The sequence below is a fragment of the Nostoc sp. genome (assembly GCF_036918015.1).
Taxonomy (GTDB): Bacteria; Cyanobacteriota; Cyanobacteriia; order Cyanobacteriales; family Nostocaceae; genus Nostoc.
Genome location: NZ_JBALEO010000073.1, coordinates 82,176 through 105,921 on the forward strand (window position 1 = coordinate 82,176; position 23,746 = coordinate 105,921).

The following is a 23,746-nucleotide window of genomic DNA, read 5'->3' on the forward strand; positions in this document are numbered from 1 at the left end:
TTAACTTTCTTAACTGGTTTCTTGACTGGTTTCTTAAATGTCTTAACTGCTATTGCGTTTTATTTAAAAAGCTGGGATTATCTACTTGATATATCTACTGGATAATTACAAAAATATTATGATTCCGCTTCCAAATTAGTAATAATTTTAATTAATAGTAAGATTGAAGTTGAAAATAGAAGCTAATGCAGTTAGATAATTATAATAAAGTTTTAGCAAATTTAAGTAATAAAAGTTTTACATACAGAGAAATAGAAGTTGCTATTCGATCGAGTTTAAGTGTAGATGACTGTGTAGTTATAAAGAGAGAAACAGAAAAGCTAAAACAGGAATTAGTTGCCTACATAGTTCCATCAAGCTTATTTGTGCCAGAACAATTGTTGTCTCACCTGCAAACAATTCTACCTAGCAATTTTATACCCACAGCACTAGTACCAGTCTCTACCATACCCCTAACAAATACAGGGCAGGTAGACGAAGCTGCTCTAGCCAGTTTAGAAATTATTGACTCTGACTTAATCGATCGCATAGAGGAGCAATTAAAGTCATTGTCAGAAATTGAACGTGTTGCGGTGGTTGTTGAACCCTTGATTACAAGTATTCCTCCTGTCCACTTACAAGATTTGCTAGACAACACTCAAGCGAACGCCTCTGAAGATAGCCAGCAAAAGGTACAAGCAACTATACTCAGTCATAAAATAGAAGACAAGAAGCTGTCCTCGTCGAAAAAGTTAGCTATTAGTCACGGAGAATCACTGCAATACTCCGAAGACACTCCTAAAACTTTAAAGGAACTATTACAAAGAACTGCTAAACATTCAACTCAAGGTATCATCTACATTCAGTCTGATGGTAGTGAAAAAGTCCAATCTTATGGAGAATTGTGGCAAGATGCTCAACGGATTTTAGCTGGATTCAGAAAGCTAGGACTCAAGCCGCAAGATAAAGTAATTTTTCAACTAGAAAACAACCAAGATTTCTTATGTGCTTTTTGGGGTTGTGTGCTGGGGGGCTTTGTTCCAGTGCCAATATCCATCGCCCCGACATACGAACTAGCTAATAGTATCGCCAGCAAATTTCACAACACTTGGCAGATGCTGGGTAAACCCCTTGTACTAACCAATGCTTCTTTAGCTGACAATATTGATGACTTATCAAAGTTTCTGAATTTAGAAAACTTTCAAATTGCAACTGTTGAGAAATTGCGTGAGTGCGAAGCGGATTTCAACTTGCATCAAAGTCAACCAGAAGATTTAGCGATTTTGTTTTTGACTTCTGGCAGCACTGGTATACCCAAGTCTGTGATGTTAAATCATCGCAATTTATTGAGTATGACGGGTGGCTTAGTTTTGATGGGCAATTTTTCCAATCAGGAAAGCATTTTAAACTGGATGCCTCTGGATCATGTGGGTGCGCTAGTTTCCTTGAGCATTATGGCTGTTGACTTAGGTTGTCAGCAAATTCATGTACCCACTAACTTGATTGTGCAAAATCCGTTGTTGTGGCTAGATTTGATTGATAAACACCAAGCTACGATTAGTTGGGCACCTAATTTTGCCTTTTCGCTAATCTGCGATGTCCTTGGCAACCTGCGGTATCGCAGCATCGAGATTAACCAAAAACTGTGGGATCTATCTTCGATGCGTTTTATAATCAACGCTGGAGAACCCATTGTCACTAAGATAGCCAGGAGTTTTTTAAGGCTGCTTCGCCGTTATGGTTTACCAACGAATGCGATTCATCCAGCCTTTGGAATGAGCGAAACTTCTTCTGGTATTACTTACTCTGATAGCTTTTCTCTAGAAACTTCATCAGATGATGCTTTATTTGTAGAACTTGGACTTCCAATTGCTGGTGCTTCACTGCGGATTGTTGATGAAAACGAACAAATAGTTACAGAAAATACGATTTGTCGTTTACAAGTAAAAGGTGCATCTGTGACTAGTGGTTACTATCAGAATCCACAGGCAAACCAAGAAGTTTTTACCCCCGATGGTTGGTTTAATACAGGAGATTTAGGATTTCTTGCTCAAGGGCGTTTAACTATTACTGGACGGCAGAAAGATGTAATTATCATCAATGGACTCAACTACTACTGTCACGAAATCGAAGCCGCCGTTGAAGAAGTTAAAGGAGTAGAAGTTTCTTATACAGCTGCCTGTGCAGTGAGACAACCAGGAATCAATACTGATAAACTAGCTATCTTTTTCAATACTTCCCTTTCTGATGATACCAGCTTAGTAGTTCTGCTTAAAGAAATTCGCACTTCTGTTGTCAACAAGGTGGGAATAAACCCAGATTATCTAATTCCAGTAGACCAAGAAAATATTCCTAAAACTGCTATTGGTAAAATTCAGCGATCGCAACTGAGTCAGCGCTTCAAAATAGGTGAATTTCAATCCATTATAAAACGAATTGATATATTACTGGGTAACGCCAATACTATTCCCGACTGGTTTTACCGTCAAGTATGGCAGCCTAAAAATCCGATTACTTATAATTCTTCTTTAACTGTTATTAATTCCACTCTAGTATTTATAGATTCATTCGGCTTAGGAGCATATTTATGTCAGATATTATCAGAGCATAACCTGTCATATATAACTGTTTCACCCGGAGAAGATTTTCGTAAAATTAATCGTTCAAGCTACACAATACCTCCAGGACAATCCAAGGACTACCAACTATTATTCCAATCCTTGGCGGCAGATAAGATTATTATTGGACAAATACTTCACCTATGGACTTATGACCGATATAACGGCGAAGTCAAAAGTTTGGATGCTCTCGAACAAGCACAAGAAAATGGAATATTTAGTCTATTGTTCCTGGTTCAAGCTTTAGCCAAAGTTCAAGGTTTTGACCATTCGGTGCAATTATCATTTATTTCCAGTCATATCCAGTCCATTTCCTCATCTGACCCAATAGCTTACGAGAAATCAGCAGTATTAGGGCTTCTGAAAACCATTCCTCAAGAATTACCTTGGTTAAACTGTTGTCATATTGATTTGCCTTTCACTGAAGTTGAAACTAATGGAGCTTATATCTTACAAGAGATGCAAGTTTCCTCTAAAGAACGAGAGGTAGCTTACAGGAATGGGCAGCGTTTAGTTCCTCGCCTAGAAAAAGTTGATTGGACTAACAAACCTAAATCTCCAGTCAGCTTCAAGCAAGGAGGAACTTATTTAATCACCGGAGGACTCGGTGGTATAGGTATTGAAATTGCCCGGTATTTGCTGAAATATTACCGAGCTAGACTACTGTTGGTCGGCAAAACTCCTCTACCAGAGAAAAGTACTTGGAATGAGTATCCAGAACGCCTGAAAGCTTATCAGGAACTAGAACAGCTTGGAGGAGAAGTAATTTACGAAGCTGTTGATATTTGTGACTGGAAACAATTGCAGATAATAGTTGAAAAAGCTAAATCTCAATGGGGTAAGAACCTAGATGGAATAATCCATTTAGCCGGAACTTTCCACGAGCAGATTGTACTTGAAGAGACTCAAGAAAACTTAGCAGCAATACTGCGTCCCAAGGTGTTGGGTGCTTGGGTACTGCATCAATTGGTGAAAGACAATAAAGGCAGTATTTTTATCAACTTTTCTTCAGCACACGGTTTTTTTGGTAGCACTGCTGTTGGAGCTTATGCTGCTGCGAATAGTTTTCTCGATCGCTTTTCTGATTACCAAAATTCCCAGAGTAAATTAGCAAGCTATTGTTTTGCTTGGAGTATGTGGGATGAGACAGGGATGAGTCAAGGATATCAGATGAAAAATCTGATCCGTGCCAAAGGTTTCTATGTGATGTCTTCTTCTCAAGCAATATCTTCAATGCTTGCCAGCTTACAACATCAGCAAACACATCTATTAATAGGTTTAGATGGCAGCAACCAAAACATTCAAAGTTGGCAGTCATCAGCTTTTAATTTGCAGAAGTTAACTGCTTATTTCACTGCCAGTAGTAACGAGGTGCAATTACCAGATTTGCGAGTGCAAGACTACTTTGGAAATTCCTGCACTTGCAAATTAGTAAAGCTTAAAGAAATGCCCTTAACTCTAAGCGGTGCAATTGATAAAGACAAATTAGTTCGACAATTTACCTATCAGGAAGTAAACACTCATGTACCACCTCGGAACGAGTTAGAACAACATATTACTAAAATTTGGCAACAAATTTTGGGAAGACCAATTTTTAGCATTCACAACAACTTCTTTGAATTGGGAGGAAACTCCCTCTTGGGGACGCAGGTAATTTCTCGGTTACGCGATGCTTTCTCTCTTGATTTGTCTTTACAGAGTTTATTTAAATTTCCTACTGTGGCTGAATTGGCTCGTAACATTGCGGTACTGCAAATCTTAACAGCAAATGAAGATGCACTTATTACTGACACAGAAGAAGATTATGAAGAGGGGTGTTTATAAAGTGACAACATTTGAATTTTTGACTTCGTATATCTTTAACTTTATATAAAATTTTCTGTACAACAGCAATAACGTAGTAAATACAATCCTGTGAACAATGCACTCTATTCTTGATACAGAAAAAGGATATTTATAAAATGACAGTATTTGAATTTTTATCTTCATTAAACAATTTAGATATAAAAATTTGGATTGAAGATGACCAGCTACGATATCGCGCTCCCAAGGGAGTAATGACTCCAGACATCAAGCAGGAGTTGATGAAGCGAAAGCAAGAAATCTTGAGTTGTCTTCAACAAGCAATAACTACCAAAAAAATAGCCTTTGAACCTATTTCATCTATTGAGCGAGATTGCTATTTACCTTTATCTTTCAGTCAAGAAAGGATTTGGTTTTTGCATAAGTTAGAAGGTGAAAGTGGTGCCTACACAATAGCTTTTGCTGTAGGACTTGAAGGAAATCTCAATATCAAAGCTTTGGAACAAGCACTTGGGGAGATAGTGCAACGCCATGAAGTTTTACGTACTCGCTTTGAGATTAAGAATGACAAACCAGTACAAGTAATAGACCCCAACACAACCATAAGGTTGCCAGTAGTGGATCTACAAAATATGGCAAATCCTTGGAAACAAGTGGAGCAACTGGCAATAAAAGAAGCCTACAAACCATTTGATTTAGCGTGTGATTCTGTGTTGCGGGTCAAGATGTGGCGAGTTTCTCAAGACGAGTACGTACTACTATTTACCATTCACCATATTGCTGCTGATGGTTGGTCAAAAGGTGTTTTAATCCGCGAACTTTCTGCTTATTATCGAACCATTACCACGGGGAGTTCTGTTGCATTACCAAAGTTACCTATACAGTATGCCGACTTTGCCATTTGGCAACGCAAATGGCTAACAAATCAGGTATTAGAGCAACAATTAAGCTACTGGAAGCAACACTTAACAAAAGCGCCACCTTTATTAGAACTACCTACAGACCGCCGCCGCCCGGCTATACAGACTTTTCGAGGGGGTATAGAGCGATTTCAAGTAGATGTTGGGCTGAGGCAACAGCTTAAGCAACTGGGCCAAGATTCAGGAAGCACGTTGTTTATGACACTGCTAGCGGGTTTTGTCGTATTACTGTCTCGCTACAGTGGACAAACGGATCTTGTAGTTGGCTCTCCAATTGCGAATCGCAACCGCCAAGAAATTGAAGGTTTAATTGGATTTTTTGTCAATACTTTGGCATTAAGGTTCAATCTGTCTCAAGAACAATCCTTTAAAGCGTTACTAGAGCAGGTGCAGCAGGTTACTCAAAACGCTTATGAGAATCAGGATTTGCCCTTCGAGATGTTAATCGAAGAGTTACACCTTGAGCGAAACTTAGACCGTAACCCACTGATCCAAGTGATGTTTGCCCTTCAGAATGCTCCGACCAATCCCTGGGATCTGCCTGGTTTAAAGGTTGAGGAAATGTCTTGGGGGTTGGATGCAGTGAGATTTGACCTGGAAGTTCACTTCTGGGAGGTTCCCCAAGGTCTTGAGGGCATTTGCTATTACAGCAGTGATTTATTTGATGCGGCAACGATCGCCCGCATGATGAAGCATTTCCAGAATTTGCTAGCGGCCATTGTCACTAACTCAGAACAACCAGTCAGCCAATTACCTCTACTGACAGCACAAGAAAGGCAGCAATTGTTAGTAGAGTGGAATGCCACCCAAACGGATTATCCAGCAGACCAATGTATCCATCATTTGTTTGCAGATCGAGTAGAGCAGTTTTCTGGTGCAGTCGCCGTGGTTTTTGGACAACAAAAGCTCACTTATCAGGAGTTGAATGCACAGGCAAATCAATTGGCACATTATCTGCAAAAACTGGGCGTGAAACCAGGTGTGCTAGTGGGCATTTGTGTGGAGCGTTCTGTATCTATGGTTGTCGGCTTGTTGGCAATTCTCAAGGCAGGTGGGGCGTATGTACCTTTAGATACAGAATATCCTCAAGAGCGTTTGGCTTTCATCATAGAAGACACCCAGATATCGGTGCTGTTGACAACACATAAATTAGCTGATGTTGTTCCCAAACACCAAGCGCGTGTTGTCTGCTTTGATACTGATGCAGCAGCGATCGCTCTAGAGAGTGAGCAAAACCCCACGACGGAAGTGACATCTGATAATCTCGCTTATGTCATCTACACTTCAGGTTCAACAGGGAAACCCAAAGGAGTCGCTGTCGATCACCGAGCCGTGAACCGCTTGGTAATGAACACAAACTACATCAACATAGAACCAAAAGATGTAATTGCCCAAGCCGCAAATTACGCCTTCGACGCTGCTACCTTTGAAATTTGGGGTGCGTTACTTCACGGAGCGCGATTGGTAGGGGTGAGCAAAGAGTTGGCACTTTCGCCCAAAGATTTCGCGGGCTTTATGCGATCGCAAGAAATCAGCGTGTTATTCTTGACGACTGCCTTGTTCAATCAAATTGCTCAGGAAGTCCCCTCTGCTTTCAATTCACTACAGCATCTTCTATTTGGAGGCGAAGCTGTCGATCCTAAATGGGTGAAAGAAGTACTGAAAAATGGTTCGCCGCAGCGACTTTTGCACGTTTATGGGCCGACAGAGAATACAACATTTACTTCCTGGTACTTGGTACAGGATGTTCCCGAAGACGCTACAACTATTCCCATCGGGCGACCAATTTCCAACACGCAAATCTATTTGTTAGATCCCCAACTACAGCCAGTTGGCGTTGGTGTACCAGGAGAAATTTATATTGGGGGTGATGGTTTAGCAAGAGAATACCTCAACCAATCAGAGTTAACTGCCCAAAAATTTATTCTCCATCCCTTTCAAGGAAGCAGGGGAGCAGGGGAGCAGGGGAGCAGAGGAGCAGAAATTCTTCCTAATTCCCAGTCCCTAATTCTCAGTCCCCGCCTCTACAAAACTGGAGATAAGGCACGTTACCTAAGTGATGGGAATATTGAATTTCTCGGTCGGATCGATTATCAGGTAAAGATTCGCGGTTTTCGCATCGAACTGGGAGAAATTGAAGCAGTTTTGAGTCAACACTCCTTGGTGCAAGAGAGTGTTGTGGTTGTAAGAGAAGACATCCCTGGTGATAAACGTCTGGTAGCTTACTTAGTACCCGCTCTTCATCGTCAAACATTACCCCAACAGGTTGCTCAATGGCAGAGTGAGTATGTTAGTGATTGGCAAACGCTCTATGAACAACTCTACAGCCAAAATCAAGCATCCACAGATGACCTGACGTTTAATATTGCTGGTTGGAACAGCAGTTATACCAGACAGCCCATCCCAGATCGGGAAATGCAGGAGTGGGTTGAGAGTACAGTTAGCCGCATTCAAGCTAACTCTCCCCAGCGCATATTAGAAATTGGTTGTGGAACAGGGTTACTGCTATCTCGTCTTGCCAAGCACTGTCAACAGTATTGGGGAACCGATTATTCCATCGCCGCCATACAGCACGTTAAGCAAGTATGCGGCACGGTTGAGGGTCTAGAAGATGTGCGGCTGCTGCACCAAATGGCAGATAACTTTGAAGGTATCCCTCAAGGAGAATTCGACACTGTAGTTTTGAACTCAATCGTCCAGTATTTCCCCAGTATTGAATATCTGTTACAGGCGATCGAAGGAGCGATGTCTACGACGGGCTACGCCAACGCCACAATTACTCAACAAGGTACAATCTTTGTGGGCGATGTCCGCAGCTTGCCATTATTGGAGCCATACCATGCAGCCGTGCAATTGTCCCAAGCTGCTGAGGATAAAACTATTGAGCAATGGCAGCAGCAGGTACATCAGAGTATGGCCGCCGAGGAAGAATTGGTCATCGATCCCAGTTTCTTCATTGCCCTTCAGACACGTTTTCCCCAAATTGGTTGGGTGGAGATTCAGCCCAAACGCGGTTACGCTCAAAATGAGCTAACCCAATTCCGCTATGACGTTACCCTCCATATCGGCACTAGTGTCCAAGCAAATACCGTTCCTTGGTTGAATTGGCAACTAGACCAGATATCGTTCACACAAATTCAAAATCAACTGCAAAAAGAACAGCCAGAACTGTTGGGAATCAGGCGCGTGCCGAATCAACGGGTGCAACAAGCATTACAGATTTGGCAGTGGTTGGAAAATCCCCCGGCTGTAGAAACAATCAAGGAACTGCGGCAGATATTAGCACAACAGCCAACAGTTGGGATCAACCCAGAACAGTTTTACCAGTTGGGGCACCAACTCGGTTACACTGTCCACTTAAGTTGGTGGGAGAGTAGCCAGGATGGTTGCTATGATGTGGTGTTCTGCCGCAATAGTTCAACGCAGACATCCCATGCACAAGGCACAATCGCCTTCTGGGATAGTTCAGCCGTCACTACCAAACCCTGGACTGAATACACAAATAATCCCCTATATGGCAAATTAGTCCAAAAACTAGTGCCGCAGGTACGCGAATATATCCAGCAGAAGCTACCTGAATACATGGTTCCGCAAGCTTTTGTTGTTCTCAATTCCCTGCCCTTAACCCCCAATGGCAAAGTAGATCGTCGCGCTTTACCAACACCTGATACAGTCACGAGAAATCTTTCCACTGGCATTGTTTTACCGCGATCGCCAATTGAAGCTCAACTCGCCAAAATCTGGAGTGAAGTCTTAGGAGTTGAACGCATTGGCGTTAATGACAACTTCTTTGAACTAGGGGGACATTCCCTACTAGCTACCCAAGTCCTGTCAAAAATCAACTCAACATTTGGACTCGATTTATCTATACAGATGATGTTTGAGTCACCCACAGTAGGGGGAATAGCAGCCTACATAGAAGTAGTGAATTTGGTAACACAAAATTTATCAAATAAAGAAGTGAGTAGCGAGGTAGTGGAGTTTTGAGCATGACTAACAGCATTGTTGAATTCGTTCGTCACCTGACAAACTTAAGTATAGAACTAGAGGTCGATGGCGATCGCTTGCGTTGTCATGCACCTGAAGGGGTATTAACTCCATCGCTACGTCAGGAAATAGCGGCTCGAAAAACAGAAATTATTCTATTCTTACAGCAAGCGAAGCAGGTTAAAACTGCTCATCAGTTGACGATTCAACCTGTGTCACGGGATGGTGAGCTACCACTATCTTTCGCCCAACAGCGACTCTGGTTTTTGCACCAACTCTCCCCCGACAGTCGTTCTTATAATGTATTACTGATTCTGCGGCTGAATGGGTCGTTGGATATAGTTGCACTAGAACAGAGTTTGAGTGAACTTGTTGGCCGCCATGAGGTCTTAAGAACTACTTTTTCCACATTAGATGGAAAACCTACCCAGGTAATTGCTTCTCCTACTGCCTTAACTTTGCCCTGCTATGATTTGCAGGGTTTGTCAGCCGAAGAGCAAACTGACCAGATTCAGCAAATAGCCAATTCTCAAGCATCCCAGCCCTTCGATCTGGCTGTTGGGCCATTAGTAAAATTCACTCTACTCCAATTGAGTAACCAGGAGTACGTACTGCTGTTGAAGATGCACCACATCATCTATGATGGCTGGTCTTTGAACATCTTCTTTGATGAGTTATCTCAGCTATATGCAGCTTTCACTCAAGGATTACCCAACCCACTACCGGAATTACCCATCCAATACGCTGACTTTGCTTTTTGGCAACGCCAGTGGCTAACAGGCGTTGTCCTTGAGCGCCAACTGGCTTATTGGGAAAAACAGTTAGCGGATGCCCCTGTTGTACTAGAATTGCCTACTGATAAACCACGACCCCTAGTTCAGACCTTCCGGGGTGGAGTTGAGCGTTTTCAACTAGATCGCGACCTCACACAACGCCTTAAACAACTCAGCCAAGAGTCAAACGCAACTTTGTTTATGACTCTACTGGCAGCTTTTTTGGTCTTACTTGATCGTTATAGTGGTCAGTCAGATATTATTGTTGGCTCTCCCATTGCCAACCGCAACAGCCCTCAACTAGAGAAATTAATGGGGTTTTTTGCTAACACCTTAGCATTAAGGGGCGATCTCTCTGGCAACCCCAGCTTTGTTGACTTTTTAGCGCAAGTACGGCAAACAACCTTGTCAGCTTATGCTCATCAAGACTTGCCTTTTGAAATGTTGGTGGAAAAACTACAGCCAGAACGAGATTTGAGTCGGAATCCTCTGGTACAGGTGATGTTTTCCCTCCAGAATGACGCGCAGTCTTCTTGGGATTTGCCTGGTTTAACTATTCAGAACATCTCTTTACCACTAGATGAGACAGTCAAATTTGACCTGGAAGTGAACTACTGGGAAGTTTATGGAGGGCTGGAGGGTGTTTGGAGTTACAGTGCTGATTTATTTGATGCAGCAACTATTGTTCGCATAGCCCAACATTTTCAAACTTTACTCCAAGCAATTGTTGCTAATCCCAAAGCGCCAATTGCAGAATTACCACTGTTGAGTCAAGCAGAACGTCAGCAATTGTTGGTGGAGTGGAACAACACTCAAGTAGACTATTCTCATGACAAGTGTATCCATCAGTTATTTGAGCAGCAGGTAGAACGTACACCAGATGCGATCGCTCTCATCTTTGAAAATCAAAAACTTACTTACCGAGAGTTAAATCAACGCGCTAACAAAATCGCCCATTATCTCAAAACTCTAGATGCAAAACCAGACGTATTAATTGGCATTTGCATGGAACGCTCTTTAGAGATGGTAATTGGGATATTGGCAATTATCAAAGCAGGTGGTGCTTATGTACCTTTAGATCCTACTTATCCCAAAGAACGTTTAGCATTCATGTTGGCAGATGCTCAAGTGTTGGTGCTGTTAGTGCAACCACATTTAGTCCAAGAACTACCCCCACACCAAGCGCAAGTAGTATGCATTAACTCCGACTGTCAAGAATTTGCTGCTTATAGCCCTGAAAACCCAACTAGTGAAGTTATACCAGAAAACTTAGCTTATGTAATTTACACCTCTGGTTCCACAGGAAAGCCCAAAGGTGCAATGAACACTCATAAAGGCTTGTGTAACCGTCTATTATGGATGCAAGATACATATCAACTAACAGCAACCGAAAAAGTTTTACAGAAAACACCATTCAGCTTTGATGTCTCAGTTTGGGAATTTTTCTGGCCTTTATTAACAGGTGCGAGCTTAATTATAGCCAAACCAGGTGGACATCAAGATAGCCGTTATCTAGTTCAACTAATTGCCCAAGAAAAAATTACTACACTTCATTTTGTTCCCTCAATGTTGCAAGTGTTTCTAGAAGAAACAGAACTAGATAAATGTGGTAGTATCAAACGGGTAATTTGTAGTGGTGAAGCGCTATCTTTTGATCTACAACAACGCTGCTTTGAACGATTAAACGCCGAGCTACACAACCTTTATGGCCCAACTGAAGCGGCAATTGACGTAACTTTTTGGGCTTGTCAACCCAATAGTAATGAGAAAATTGTTCCGATTGGTCGTCCAATTGCCAATATACAGATATATATCTTAGATAAACATTTACAACCTGTTCCCATTGGAGTAAGTGGTGAGTTACACATTGGTGGTGTGGGATTAGCGCGTGGTTATTGGAATAAACCTGAATTGACTCAAGAAAAGTTTATTTCTAACCCCTTTGAAGCCGGAAAATATTTATACAAAACGGGTGATTTAGCACGTTATCGTGATGATGGCAATATTGAATATTTAGGCAGAATTGACCACCAAGTTAAAATTCGTGGTTTCCGCATTGAATTGGGAGAAATTGAGGCATTACTGGTTTCTCACCCAACAGTATGGGAAAATGTGGTAGTGGAGCGAGAAGATGAACCAGGCGACAAACGTTTAGTTGCTTATGTAGTACCGCAAGTAGAAGAATCTCCCACAGTCCCAGAACTGCGACAGTTTCTCAAGGCAAAGCTACCAGAGTACATGGTGCCAAGTGCTTTTGTATTGCTGGAATCCTTACCCCTGACTCCCAACGGCAAAGTAGACCGCCGCGCCCTGCCAAAACCAGATTTAGACAGCACACTGCGAGAATTGTATGTCGCCCCACGCACTCCCACTGAGGAAATGCTGACACAAATTTGGGTGCAAGTGCTGAAACTAGAGCAAGTGGGGATTCATGATAACTTTTTTGAACTGGGGGGACACTCCCTACTAGCAACGCAATTGCTTTCACGCATCCGCAACATTTTCAAAATAGAATTACCATTGCGTGAGTTGTTTGTCGCAGCAACCGTTGCCGAATTAGCAAAAGAAATTGAGCAGTTGCAGCAACAAGACATAGAACTCTCCGCACCACCAATCTTACCAAGGACAGAGAACGCAGAGTTACCACTGTCTTATGCTCAACAGCGTTTGTGGTTTTTAGACCAGTTAAACCCAAACAGTGCCTTCTACAACATACCTACAGCTTTGCGTCTAGTCGGAACTCTCAATATACCCGCCCTAGAAGAAAGCTTACAAGAAATTATTCATCGCCACGAAGCCTTGCAGACCAATTTCATTGCAATTGATGGACAACCAACTCAAATCATTCAACAACAGACGAATTGGACAGTCTCTGTTGTTGAGTTGCAACATCTGCCAAGCAGCGAACAAGAAATCGCCACACAGCAATTAGCGAAACAACAAGCTATTCAACCCTTTGACCTGGCAACACAAGCATTGGTCAGGGCAACATTAGTAGTGCTATCCGAGACAGAACACGTTTTATTACTGTGTATGCACCATATTGTCTCAGATGGTTGGTCAATTGGTGTGTTTGTTCAAGAACTAGCAGCGTTGTACAATACTTATTCTCAAGGTCAGCCTTCTCTACGAGACGCTACGCGTAGCTTGCTTCCCCAAAGGGGTACACCGTTAGCACCACTGCCAATTCAGTACGCAGATTTCGCCTTATGGCAAAGACAGTGGTTGCAAGGGGATGTATTGCAAAGCCAACTAAGTTACTGGCAGCAACAACTAAAAGATGCACCAGCTTTATTGCCTCTACCCACAGACCGACCCAGACCTGCTGTGCAGACAGACAATGGGGCATATCAAGAGTTTGCACTGTCAGTTGAGTTAACCCAGAGATTGGTAAAACTGAGCCAGAAGCAAGGTTGCACTCTCTTCATGACACTGTTGGCAGCGTTTGATACCCTGCTTTATCGCTACACATATACAGAAGACATTTTGGTAGGTTCGCCAATTGCTAACCGCGATCGCAGTGAAATAGAAGGGTTAATTGGCTTTTTTGTCAATACCTTAGTCATGCGTACCAATTTGGCAGGCAACCCCAGTTTTAGCGAATTATTGACTCGTGTCCGTGAAATCGCAATGGATGCCTACGCTCATCAGCATTTGCCTTTTGAGATGCTGGTGGAAGCATTGCAGCAAGAACGGGATCTCAGTCATACACCATTGTTTCAAGTAATGTTTGCTCTCCAGAATGCGCCCACATCACAAGTAGAATTGACTGGGCTAACTGTCAGTTCATTTCCAATAAAAGGCGCAAATGCCAGGTTTGATTTAACTTTAATCATGCAGAACACTGCTACTGGACTAGTAGGGATATGGGAGTATAACACTGACTTGTTTGATGCCAGCACTATTGAGCGCATGACTGGTCATTTTGTCACATTGCTTGAAGGTATTATTACTAACCCAGAGGAGCGAATTTCCCAATTACCACTGCTGACAAAACCCGAACAACAAAAGTTACTTATCGAGTGGAACGATACAGGAGTGGATTATCCACAAGATTTGTGCATCCATCAGTTGTTTGAGTTGCAGGTAGATAGTACACCCGATGCGATCGCAGTTGTGTTTGAAAATCAACAACTTACTTACTATGAATTAAACTACCGTGCTAACCAGTTGGCACACTACTTGCGGTCTTTAGGTATAAAACCAGATGTCCTGGTCGGTCTGTGTGTAGAGCGTTCTTTAGAGATGGTCATCGGATTACTGGGGATTCTTAAAGCTGGTGGGGCTTATGTGCCACTTGACCCAGAGTATCCTACCGATCGGTTGAGCTTTATTTTAGAAGACGCTCAAGTTTCAGTGTTGCTGACCCAGCAGCAACTCGTTGACAGATTGCCCCCAAGTGAAAAAGCAGGGGAGCAGGGAGCAGGGAGCAGAGGAGAAAAGCCACACACAAGGGATGGAGCTTCAACCAAAGGGAAAGAGGAGGTTTTGAGTCCCCCTGCTTCTTATCAAGCACAGCTTATTTGTTTGGATACTGACGCTGGATTGATTTCCCAGTGCAGCCAAGACAATCCCATCTCCGGCGTACAAACAAATAACTTAGCTTATATAATTTATACTTCTGGTTCTACAGGTCAACCTAAAGGTGTAGCTATGAATCAGCTTGCCCTTGGCAATCTGATCTTGTGGCACCGAGAAAATCTGAAAATTGCGCGTGGAGCAAAAACCCTACAATTTGCTTCTATTAGCTTTGATGTCTCCTTCCAAGAAATATTCACTACGTGGTGTTCTGGAGGCACATTATTCTTAATTGGCGAGGAATTACGCAGAGATGTCTCAGCTTTATTAGGTTTTCTCCAACACAAAGCAATTGAGAGAATGTTTCTCCCCTTTGTTGCCTTGCAGCAACTAGCTGAAGTCGCTGTTGGTAGTGAATCAGTTAATAGTCATTTGAGAGAAATCATTACTGCTGGTGAAAAGTTGCAGATTACTCCCGCTATTTCTCAATGGTTTAGCAAACTCACTGATTGTACTTTGCACAATCATTATGGGCCATCAGAGAGCCATTTAGCCACCAGTTTTACTCTGAATAATTTAGTAGAAACTTGGCCGCTAATTCCTCCCATTGGTCGCCCCATTGCCAACACCCAAATATACATCCTAGACAGGTTCTTACAGCCTGTACCCATTGGTATACCAGGAGAAGTGTATATTTCTGGTGTCCTTTTAGCGCCAGGCTACTTCAACCGACCAGAGTTAACCCAAGAGAAATTCATATCTAATCCGTTTAGCACTGACCTCGATTCTCGCCTTTACAAAACTGGGGATAAGGCACGCTATTTACCCGATGGCAACATTGAATATATAGAACGCATAGACAATCAAGTTAAAATTCGCGGTTTCCGCATCGAATTGGGCGAAATCGAAACAGTTCTGAGCCAATATCCCCAAGTACAGACATCTTGTGTCATTGCCCGCGAAGACATTCCTGGAAACAAAAGCCTAGTCGCTTACATTGTGCCTCAAAAAGGGCAGACTTGTACTGAGCGGAGTCGAAGTACGCTCACAGTAAGCGTTGTGCGTAGCTTCCTGAAGGAAAAGTTACCAGAATATATGGTGCCAAGTGCGATCGTGATCTTAGAAGCTCTACCGCTTACCCCCAACGGTAAACTAGACCGCCGCGCTTTGCCCATACCTGATTTACACAGCCAATTATCGGACAAATACGTTGCTCCACGTAGCCCAATCGAAGAAATCCTGTCAATAATTTGGGCGCAAGTGCTAAAAGTAGAGCAAGTGGGCATTCATGATAACTTCTTTGAACTGGGAGGACACTCACTACTAGCAACGCAACTGATTTCCCGCGTGCGTACCAGCTTGAAAGTAGAATTACCATTGCGTAGCTTATTCGCTGCACCAACAGTTGCCCAATTGTCCCAAAAAGTTCAACAGTTGCAGCAACAAGATTTAGAACTAACAGCATCAGCCATCTTACCGAGGGCAAAGGATACAGAATTGCCACTGTCGTTTGCTCAAACGCGGCTATGGTTTTTAGACAAGTTAAACCCGAACAGCGCCTTCTACAACATACCCTTAGCTTTGCGCCTAGTCGGAAATCTTGAAGTTGCTGCCTTAGAACAAAGCTTACAAGAAATTATTCATCGCCACGAAGCGTTACGCACCAATATCGTCACTGTTGATGGACAACCAACTCAAATTATTCAAACAGAGACTAATTGGAAAGTTTCAGTTGTTGACTGGCAGCATTTATCCACAACCAAACAAGAAATTGCTTTGCAGCAATTAGCCCAACAACAAGCGCAACGACCCTTTGACCTGGGAACTGAAGCATTAATCAGGGCAACATTAGTAGTGTTGTCCGAGACAGAACACGCCTTATTAGTGTGTATACATCACATTGTGTTTGATGGTTGGTCAATGGGTGTGTTTGTTCAAGAATTAGCAGTGCTGTACAATGCTTATTCTCAAGGTCAACCCCCATCGTTAATGCCACTGCCGATTCAGTACGCAGATTTCGCAATTTGGCAGCGACAGTGGTTGCAAGGAGATGTATTACAAAGCCAACTGAATTACTGGCAACAACAACTAAAAGATGCACCAGCTTTGTTGTCGCTGCCCACAGACCGACCAAGACCTGCTGTGCAGACTTTCGCTGGAGCGTATCAAGAATTTGCACTCTCAGTTGAGTTAACCCAGAGATTGGAAAAACTGAGCCAGGAGCAAGGTTGTACTCTCTTTATGACGCTGTTGGCAGCTTATGATACATTGCTTTACCGCTACACAGGTGTGGCAGATATTTTGGTGGGTTCGCCCATTGCAAACCGCGATCGCAGTGAAATAGAAGGGTTAATTGGCTTTTTTGTCAACAATTTAGTGATGCGTACCAACTTGGCAGGCAATCCGAGCTTTAGCGAATTGCTGAGTCGTGTTCGAGAAGTCGCGTTATCCGCCTATGCCCATCAGAATTTGCCTTTTGAAATGCTGGTGGAAGCATTGCAGCCAGAACGGGATCTCAGTCATACACCAATATTTCAGGTAATGTTTGCCCTCCAGAATGCGCCCATATCTGAAGTAGAGTTGACTGGGTTAACTGTCAGTCCATTGATAAGTGAAGGGATAACGGCAAAGTTTGATTTAACTTTAATAATGCAAAACACTACTACTGGACTGGTAGGGGTGTGGGAGTACAACACTGATTTGTTTGATGCCAGCACAATTAAGCGGATGAGTAATCATTTTGTAACTTTGCTCTCTGCAATTGTTGCTAACCCTCAAGAGCAAATCTCACAATTGTCCCTGCTGACAGAAGTTGAGCAACAACAGTTATTAGTGGAATGGAACAACACTCAGGTAGATTATCCCTCTGATAAATGTATCCATCAGTTGTTTGAGGAGCAGTGTTTGAGTACCCCCGATGCTGTGGCTGTGGTGTTTGACAATCAACAACTGACTTATTACCAATTAAATTGTCGTGCTAACCAATTGGCTCATTACTTAGGCTCATTGGGTGTAAAACCAGATGTGCTGGTGGGTATTTGTGTAGAACGTTCTTTAGATATGGTGGTCGGACTTTTAGGGATTCTCAAAGCAGGTGGAGCATACCTACCACTTGACCCAGAGTATCCCCAAGAACGCTTGAGTTTCATGCTAGAAGATGCTCAAGTTTCGGTGATGCTGACTCAACAGCGACTTATTCAAAGACTTCCTGAGTATCAAGTAAAACAAGTCTGTTTAGATCAAGTCTGGGAACAAATTGCCCAAAACAATCGAGAAAACCCAACCAGTGGAGTCAAAGCTTTTCATCTCGCTAATGTGATTTACACTTCAGGATCTACAGGTAGACCTAAAGGTGTCATGGTTGAGCATAAGGGACTATGCAACTTAGCTCAAGCTCAGATTCAGACTTTTGGCTTAGACTCTAATAGTCGCGTTCTCCAATTTGCTTCCTTCAGTTTTGATGCTTCTATTTGGGAAGTCGTAATGGCGCTCAGGTCAGGTGGAACGCTTTACGTGGGAACAAAAGACTCACTATTGCCAGGGAAACCATTAATTGACCAATTACGCGATCGCTGCATTACCCATATCACCCTACCACCATCGGCGTTAGCAGTTATGCCTGTGGAGGAACTTCCGGCACTGCAAACAATAATTGTAGCTGGAGAAGCTTGTGCCGCTGAATTAATTAGGCAATGGTCTGCTGACAGAAACTTCTTTAACGCCTACGGGCCAACAGAAGCTACTGTCTGTGCCACGATTGCAAAATGCACTCAAGATGACGAGAAAATATCTATTGGTAGAGCGATCGCCAACACACAGGTTTACATCTTAGACGAAAACTTGCAACCAGTGCCGATTGGTGTGCCAGGAGAGTTGCACATCGGTGGTGTGGGGTTAGCAAGAGGCTATCTCAACCGTCCCGAACTAACTCAGGAAAAATTTATTAGCAACCCCTTTCAAAGAGGCAGGGGGCAGGGAGCAGGGAGCAGGGGGGAAACAGAAGACCAATCCTTTAATTCCGAGCGGCTTTATAAAACTGGGGATTTAGCACGTTATTTACCTGATGGCAATATTGAATACCTGGGACGCATTGACAATCAAGTAAAAATTCGGGGCTTCCGCATTGAATTGGCAGAAATAGAAACACTATTAGGGCAACATGGTGATGTGCAGAATTGTTGTGTCATCGCACATGAAGGAACTCCGAGTAATACTTGTACTGAGCGAAGTCGAAGTAAGCGGCTAGTCGCCTACATAGTGCCACAAAAAGATGTGACACCGACAACAGACGAACTGCGTCAGTTTCTTGCCAATAAACTCCCTGGCTATATGCTGCCAACTGCTTTTGTGATATTGGAGTCTTTACCCTTGACACCTAATGGGAAAGTAAACCGTCGCGCTTTACCTGACCCAGATTTGCATCAGGAACTATCAGATTATGTAATGCCAAATACAGAACTAGAAAGAATCATTGCTGGCATTTGGCAAAAGGCATTAGCAGTAGAAAAGGTAGGAATTTATAATAATTTCTTTGAGCTAGGAGGTCATTCGTTATTACTAGTAAAAATTAATCAGCAATTGCAAGAAGAATTGGGGTTAGAATTGTCAATACTTGATATGTTTAATTACCCAACCATACATAGCTTAAGTCAATACTTAAGTCCTAAGACTCACAAAGAAGATCCAATCAAGCAAAATACTACTCGGACTCAATCTCATAGTGAAATCAAATCTTTAAGAAGTCAACAATTGGAATCCAGACAACAATATCGCTCTCAGAGAAAAAGGTAAAAATGACCATAAATTCAGTGCATAACAATAATGAATTTAATAATTCTGAAATAGCAATAATTGCTGTTACTGGTAGATTTCCAGGCGCAAAAGATATTGAATCATTTTGGCAGATTTTACGAGATGGTGTAGAATCAATATCCTGGCTGACAGATGAAGAATTGATAAATTCTGGCATTTCTCTAGATTTACTACATAATTCTAATTATGTAAAAGCTAGCGCTGCTTTATCAGACATTGAATTGTTTGATGCGAATTTCTTTGCTTATAGTGCCAAAGAAGCTGAGTTAATAGATCCACAACAACGCCTATTTTTAGAATTAGCTTGGGAAGCTGTAGAAAAAGCTGGTTATGACCCGCAAAGCTACAATGGTTTAATCGGGGTTTATGGTGGTGTAGGGATGAGTAGATATTTGCTGAATAATCTCTATCCTAATCATCAATTATTAGCAACAATTGACCCGATCCAATTAGGAATCTCCAACGATAAAGATTTTTTACCGACAAGAGTTGCATATAAATTAAACTTGACTGGCCCCGCAGTAAATGTGCAAACAGCCTGTTCTACTTCTTTGGTTGCTGTTCATGTAGCTTGTCAAAGTCTCTTAAATGGTGAATGTGACATAGCTTTAACTGGTGGAGTAACTCTGGCCATTCCCCAAAAAATAGGTTATTTACATCAAGAGGGAATGATTCTTTCTCCTGATGGACACTGCCGTACTTTTGATGCTAAAGCACAAGGAACAATTGGCGGTAGCGGTGCTGGGATTGTGGTATTGAAAAGATTAAAGGATGCAATAAGCGATCGCGACCACATCCATGCAATCATTAAAGGTTCGGCAATTAATAATGATGGTGCAATGAAAGTCGGCTACACTGCTCCTAGTGTTAGCGGTCAAGCAGCCGTGATTGGCGAGGCTCAAGCTTTAGCTGGTGTAGATGCTGAAACAATTTCCTACATCGAAGCTCATGGTACAGCTACACCTTTAGGCGACCCGATTGAAATTGCAGCTTTAACTCAAGCTTTTAATCAAACTACCGATAAAAAAGGTTTCTGCGCGATTGGTTCGGTAAAAACCAACTTTGGACATTTGGATACAGCAGCAGGTGTGGCAGGTTTGATTAAAACTGTCTTAGCACTGCAAAATAAAATGCTGCCTCCTAGTTTGCATTTCGAGACACCTAATCCCAAAATTGATTTTGCTAACAGTCCTTTTTATGTCAATACAACCCTGACTGAATGGAAAACAAATAATACCCCTCGCCGTGCTGGAGTTAGTTCTTTTGGTATGGGAGGGACTAATGCTCATGTAATTTTAGAAGAAGCTCCTGTTTTTGAGCAGGGGAGCAGGGGAGCAGAGGGGCAGGGGAGCAGGGGAGCAGGGGGGCAGGGGAGAAATTATCAACTGTTGGTACTTTCGGCTAAAACTGCAAATGCTCTTGAGCAGGGAACGGCTAATTTAATCACGCATTTAAAAGAGTATCCAGAACTGAATTTGGGTGATGTAGCTTATACCCTCAATAGTGGTCGCCGGGGTTTTAATTACCGACGGATGTTAATTTGTCAAGACTTAGAAGATGCTGTTAACGTTCTAAGTAGCTTAGAACCAAAACAAGTTTTTACCAATTATACAGAGATTACAGAACGGCCTGTTGTCTTTATGTTTCCCGGTCAAGGTTCTCAGTACGTCAACATGGCGCGGGAAATTTACGAAACTGAAACAGTATTTAAAGAACAAGTTGATTATTGCTCAGAAGTTCTTAAACCTCTACTAGGGCTAGATTTACGTCATATTATTTACCCCAGCGAAGAAAATATTGATGAAGCATCGCAGCAACTTCAACAGACAGAAATTGCTCAACCTGCTATTTTTGTAATTGAGTACGCCCTGGCTAGATTATGGCAGTCTTATGGAGTGGAGCCACAAGCTGCGATCGGTCATAGTATTGGCGAGTATGTCGCAGCAACTCTAGCAGAAGTTTTTTCTCTAGAAGATGCCTTATCTCTGGTAGCTGCACGCGGACAAATGATGCAGCAACTTCGCAGTGGAGCAATGCTTTCTGTTCCCTTGCCCGCAGACAAGATAAAATTCCTGTTAGGTGAAGAACTTTCTGTTGCCGCAATTAATCAACCCTCGCAGTGTGTAGTTTCCGGTTCCATAGCAGCAGTAGAGACATTACAAAATCAGCTTGCTGCTCAAGGGATTGAATGCCGACGTTTGCATACTTCCCATGCCTTCCATTCGCAAATGATGGAACCAATCTTAGAAGCATTTGCAGAACGAGTCAAAAAAGTTACTTTAAATCCCCCAAAACTTCCTTATATCTCCAACCTTACTGGTACTTGGATTACAGTCACCCAAGCTACAAATCCCGATTACTACGCTCAACATCTGCGTTCCACAGTGCTGTTTGCCCAAGGTATCGAGAAATTATTAGCAACACCTGAACAAGTATTACTAGAGGTGGGGCCAGGACACACATTAACTACATTAGTCAAGAGACATCCAGACAAAGCATCTACACAAACAATCTTGACTTCGGTACGTCATCCTCAAGAAAAGCAATCCGATAGTCGTATTTTATTCACCACATTCGGTCAACTCTGGCTGGCTGGGGTGAAAGTAGATTGGTTTGGATTCTATAGTCAGGATGAATATTATCGCCTTCCCTTACCGACTTATCCCTTTGAACGCCAACGTTATTGGATTGACCCCCCACAAAAAGCAGCTTGGGAACAGTTGCAAACCTTACCCACAACATCACAATTATGGACATCGCTTACACAAGCAGGTCAAAACCAAGCAAATACTAGAAATGTAGAACTTAACGAGTTAACATATCTAGAGAATAGACAGTGGTTGGATCGTTTATGTACAGCCTACATCAACTCTGCATTTAAGCAATTAGGGGTTTTTAGCAATCCTGAAAACAAGTATTCTTTAGAGAATTTGTTGGAGCAATGCCATATTTCTCCCCGCTATCAGCAATTGTTATCTAGATGGTTGCAAATATTAGTAGAACAAGGACAACTACAGCAACATGAAGGGTTATTTTCTGGGCTAGTGCCATGTTCGCAAGATTATATTCATGAACATTTAGAACAAGTCAGAGCGAGGTTCGCTGCTTCATCTGTAGTAGATTTAGATTTAGTGCAACGCTGTGGTGAAAATTTAGCTGCTGTTGTTATTGGGGAACAAGAACCACTAGAGATTTTCAATGAACTAGTTTACCAAAAAGAAAACAATGGTTCATATACAGAATCTCCTTTAATTATTTACTACAACTCTATCTTGCGCTCAAGTTTGGAACAGGTGGTCAAATCATTGCCATCATCTGTTCAGCTAAGAGTTTTAGAAATTGGCGCGGGTACTGGTGTTTCTACGCAAGCATTATTACCTGTGTTGAAACCCAAACAAACCAACTATACTTTTACTGATATTGGTAGCGGTTTCTTAACTCAAGCCGAACAGAAGTTTAACGATTATCCATTTGTTGAATATCGATTACTAGACATAGACAAGTCGCCAATTGAGCAAGGGTTTGAGAAGTATAGCTTTGATGTAATCATAGCCTCTAATGTGTTGCACGCCACTCGGAACATAGATCAAACACTCCACCATGTGCGCTCTTTATTAGCTCCTGGTGGCTTCCTCTTAGTATGGGAAATAACTCAACCGAAAATAGACTTTGATATTAGTTGGGGTCTGCTATTGAAACCTTTAGACGATAAAAGACGCAACCCAGGTCAACCTTTTATCATCAAAAAACAGTGGTTTGAAGCATTACACACTCAGGATTTTGTTCAAGTTGCTGCGTTTCCCGAAACCGAAGCATTTGAGCATCAAATTATTATGGCTCAAGCTTCTGCATCAGCCGCATTTAGCGCAAAATCTGGGCAAAAAGATACTGACCCAAACTCAGAGATGGCATTACAAACAAAGCCGGATATTTTTCAGCCAGAAAAAATATCTGCACTCCACTCCAGACCTGATTTACCCAATTATTATGTAGCTCCCCGTGATGAGATTGAGCAAAAAATTGCTGATATCTGGCAAGAGTTATTAGGAATTAAGCAAGTAGGAATCCATGATAACTTTTTTCAATTAGGAGGAGATTCCCTAATAGCTGTTCAGGTTCTATCCAGATTACGGAATACTTTTTCTATTAAATTAACTGTAGCAAGTTTGTTTGAGTCTCTCACAATAGCTGAAATAGCAGTAAAGCTAGAGAAAGAACCAAAATCAGACACTAGTTTAGGTGGAATTGAGAGAGAAGAAATAGCATTTTAAAGAACAAATAATTTTAAATTACGAATTACGAATTACGAATTAGCTGACGTGAAGGTAATAATTCT

General features: G+C 42.2%; 4 protein-coding genes. All 4 read left to right on the plus strand.

Annotated features, from left to right (window positions below; all coding sequences use genetic code 11):
• Positions 1 to 185 precede the first annotated feature (185 nt).
• The 4 genes from V7K61_RS19530 to V7K61_RS19545 all read left to right on the plus strand — a co-directional run bounded on the left by V7K61_RS19530 (position 186) and on the right by V7K61_RS19545 (position 23,681).
• Entirely contained in the window at positions 186 to 4,421 is a 4,236-nt protein-coding gene (locus V7K61_RS19530; protein WP_335055728.1) for an SDR family NAD(P)-dependent oxidoreductase, read from the plus strand.
• A gap of 137 nt (positions 4,422 to 4,558) precedes the next feature.
• The gene (locus V7K61_RS19535) at positions 4,559 to 9,307 is read left to right on the plus strand and encodes an amino acid adenylation domain-containing protein (RefSeq protein ID WP_335055730.1); all 4,749 of its coding nucleotides are present in this window, start codon (positions 4,559 to 4,561) and stop codon (positions 9,305 to 9,307) included.
• A gap of 2 nt (positions 9,308 to 9,309) precedes the next feature.
• A complete protein-coding gene (locus V7K61_RS19540; protein ID WP_335055732.1) occupies positions 9,310 to 19,389 on the plus strand; it encodes an amino acid adenylation domain-containing protein in 10,080 nt (3,359 codons plus the stop codon).
• Positions 19,390 to 19,391: 2 nt separating this feature from the next.
• Positions 19,392 to 23,681, plus strand: a complete 4,290-nt coding sequence (locus tag V7K61_RS19545; protein ID WP_335055734.1) for a beta-ketoacyl synthase N-terminal-like domain-containing protein — start codon at positions 19,392 to 19,394, stop codon at positions 23,679 to 23,681.
• Positions 23,682 to 23,746 lie beyond the last annotated feature (65 nt).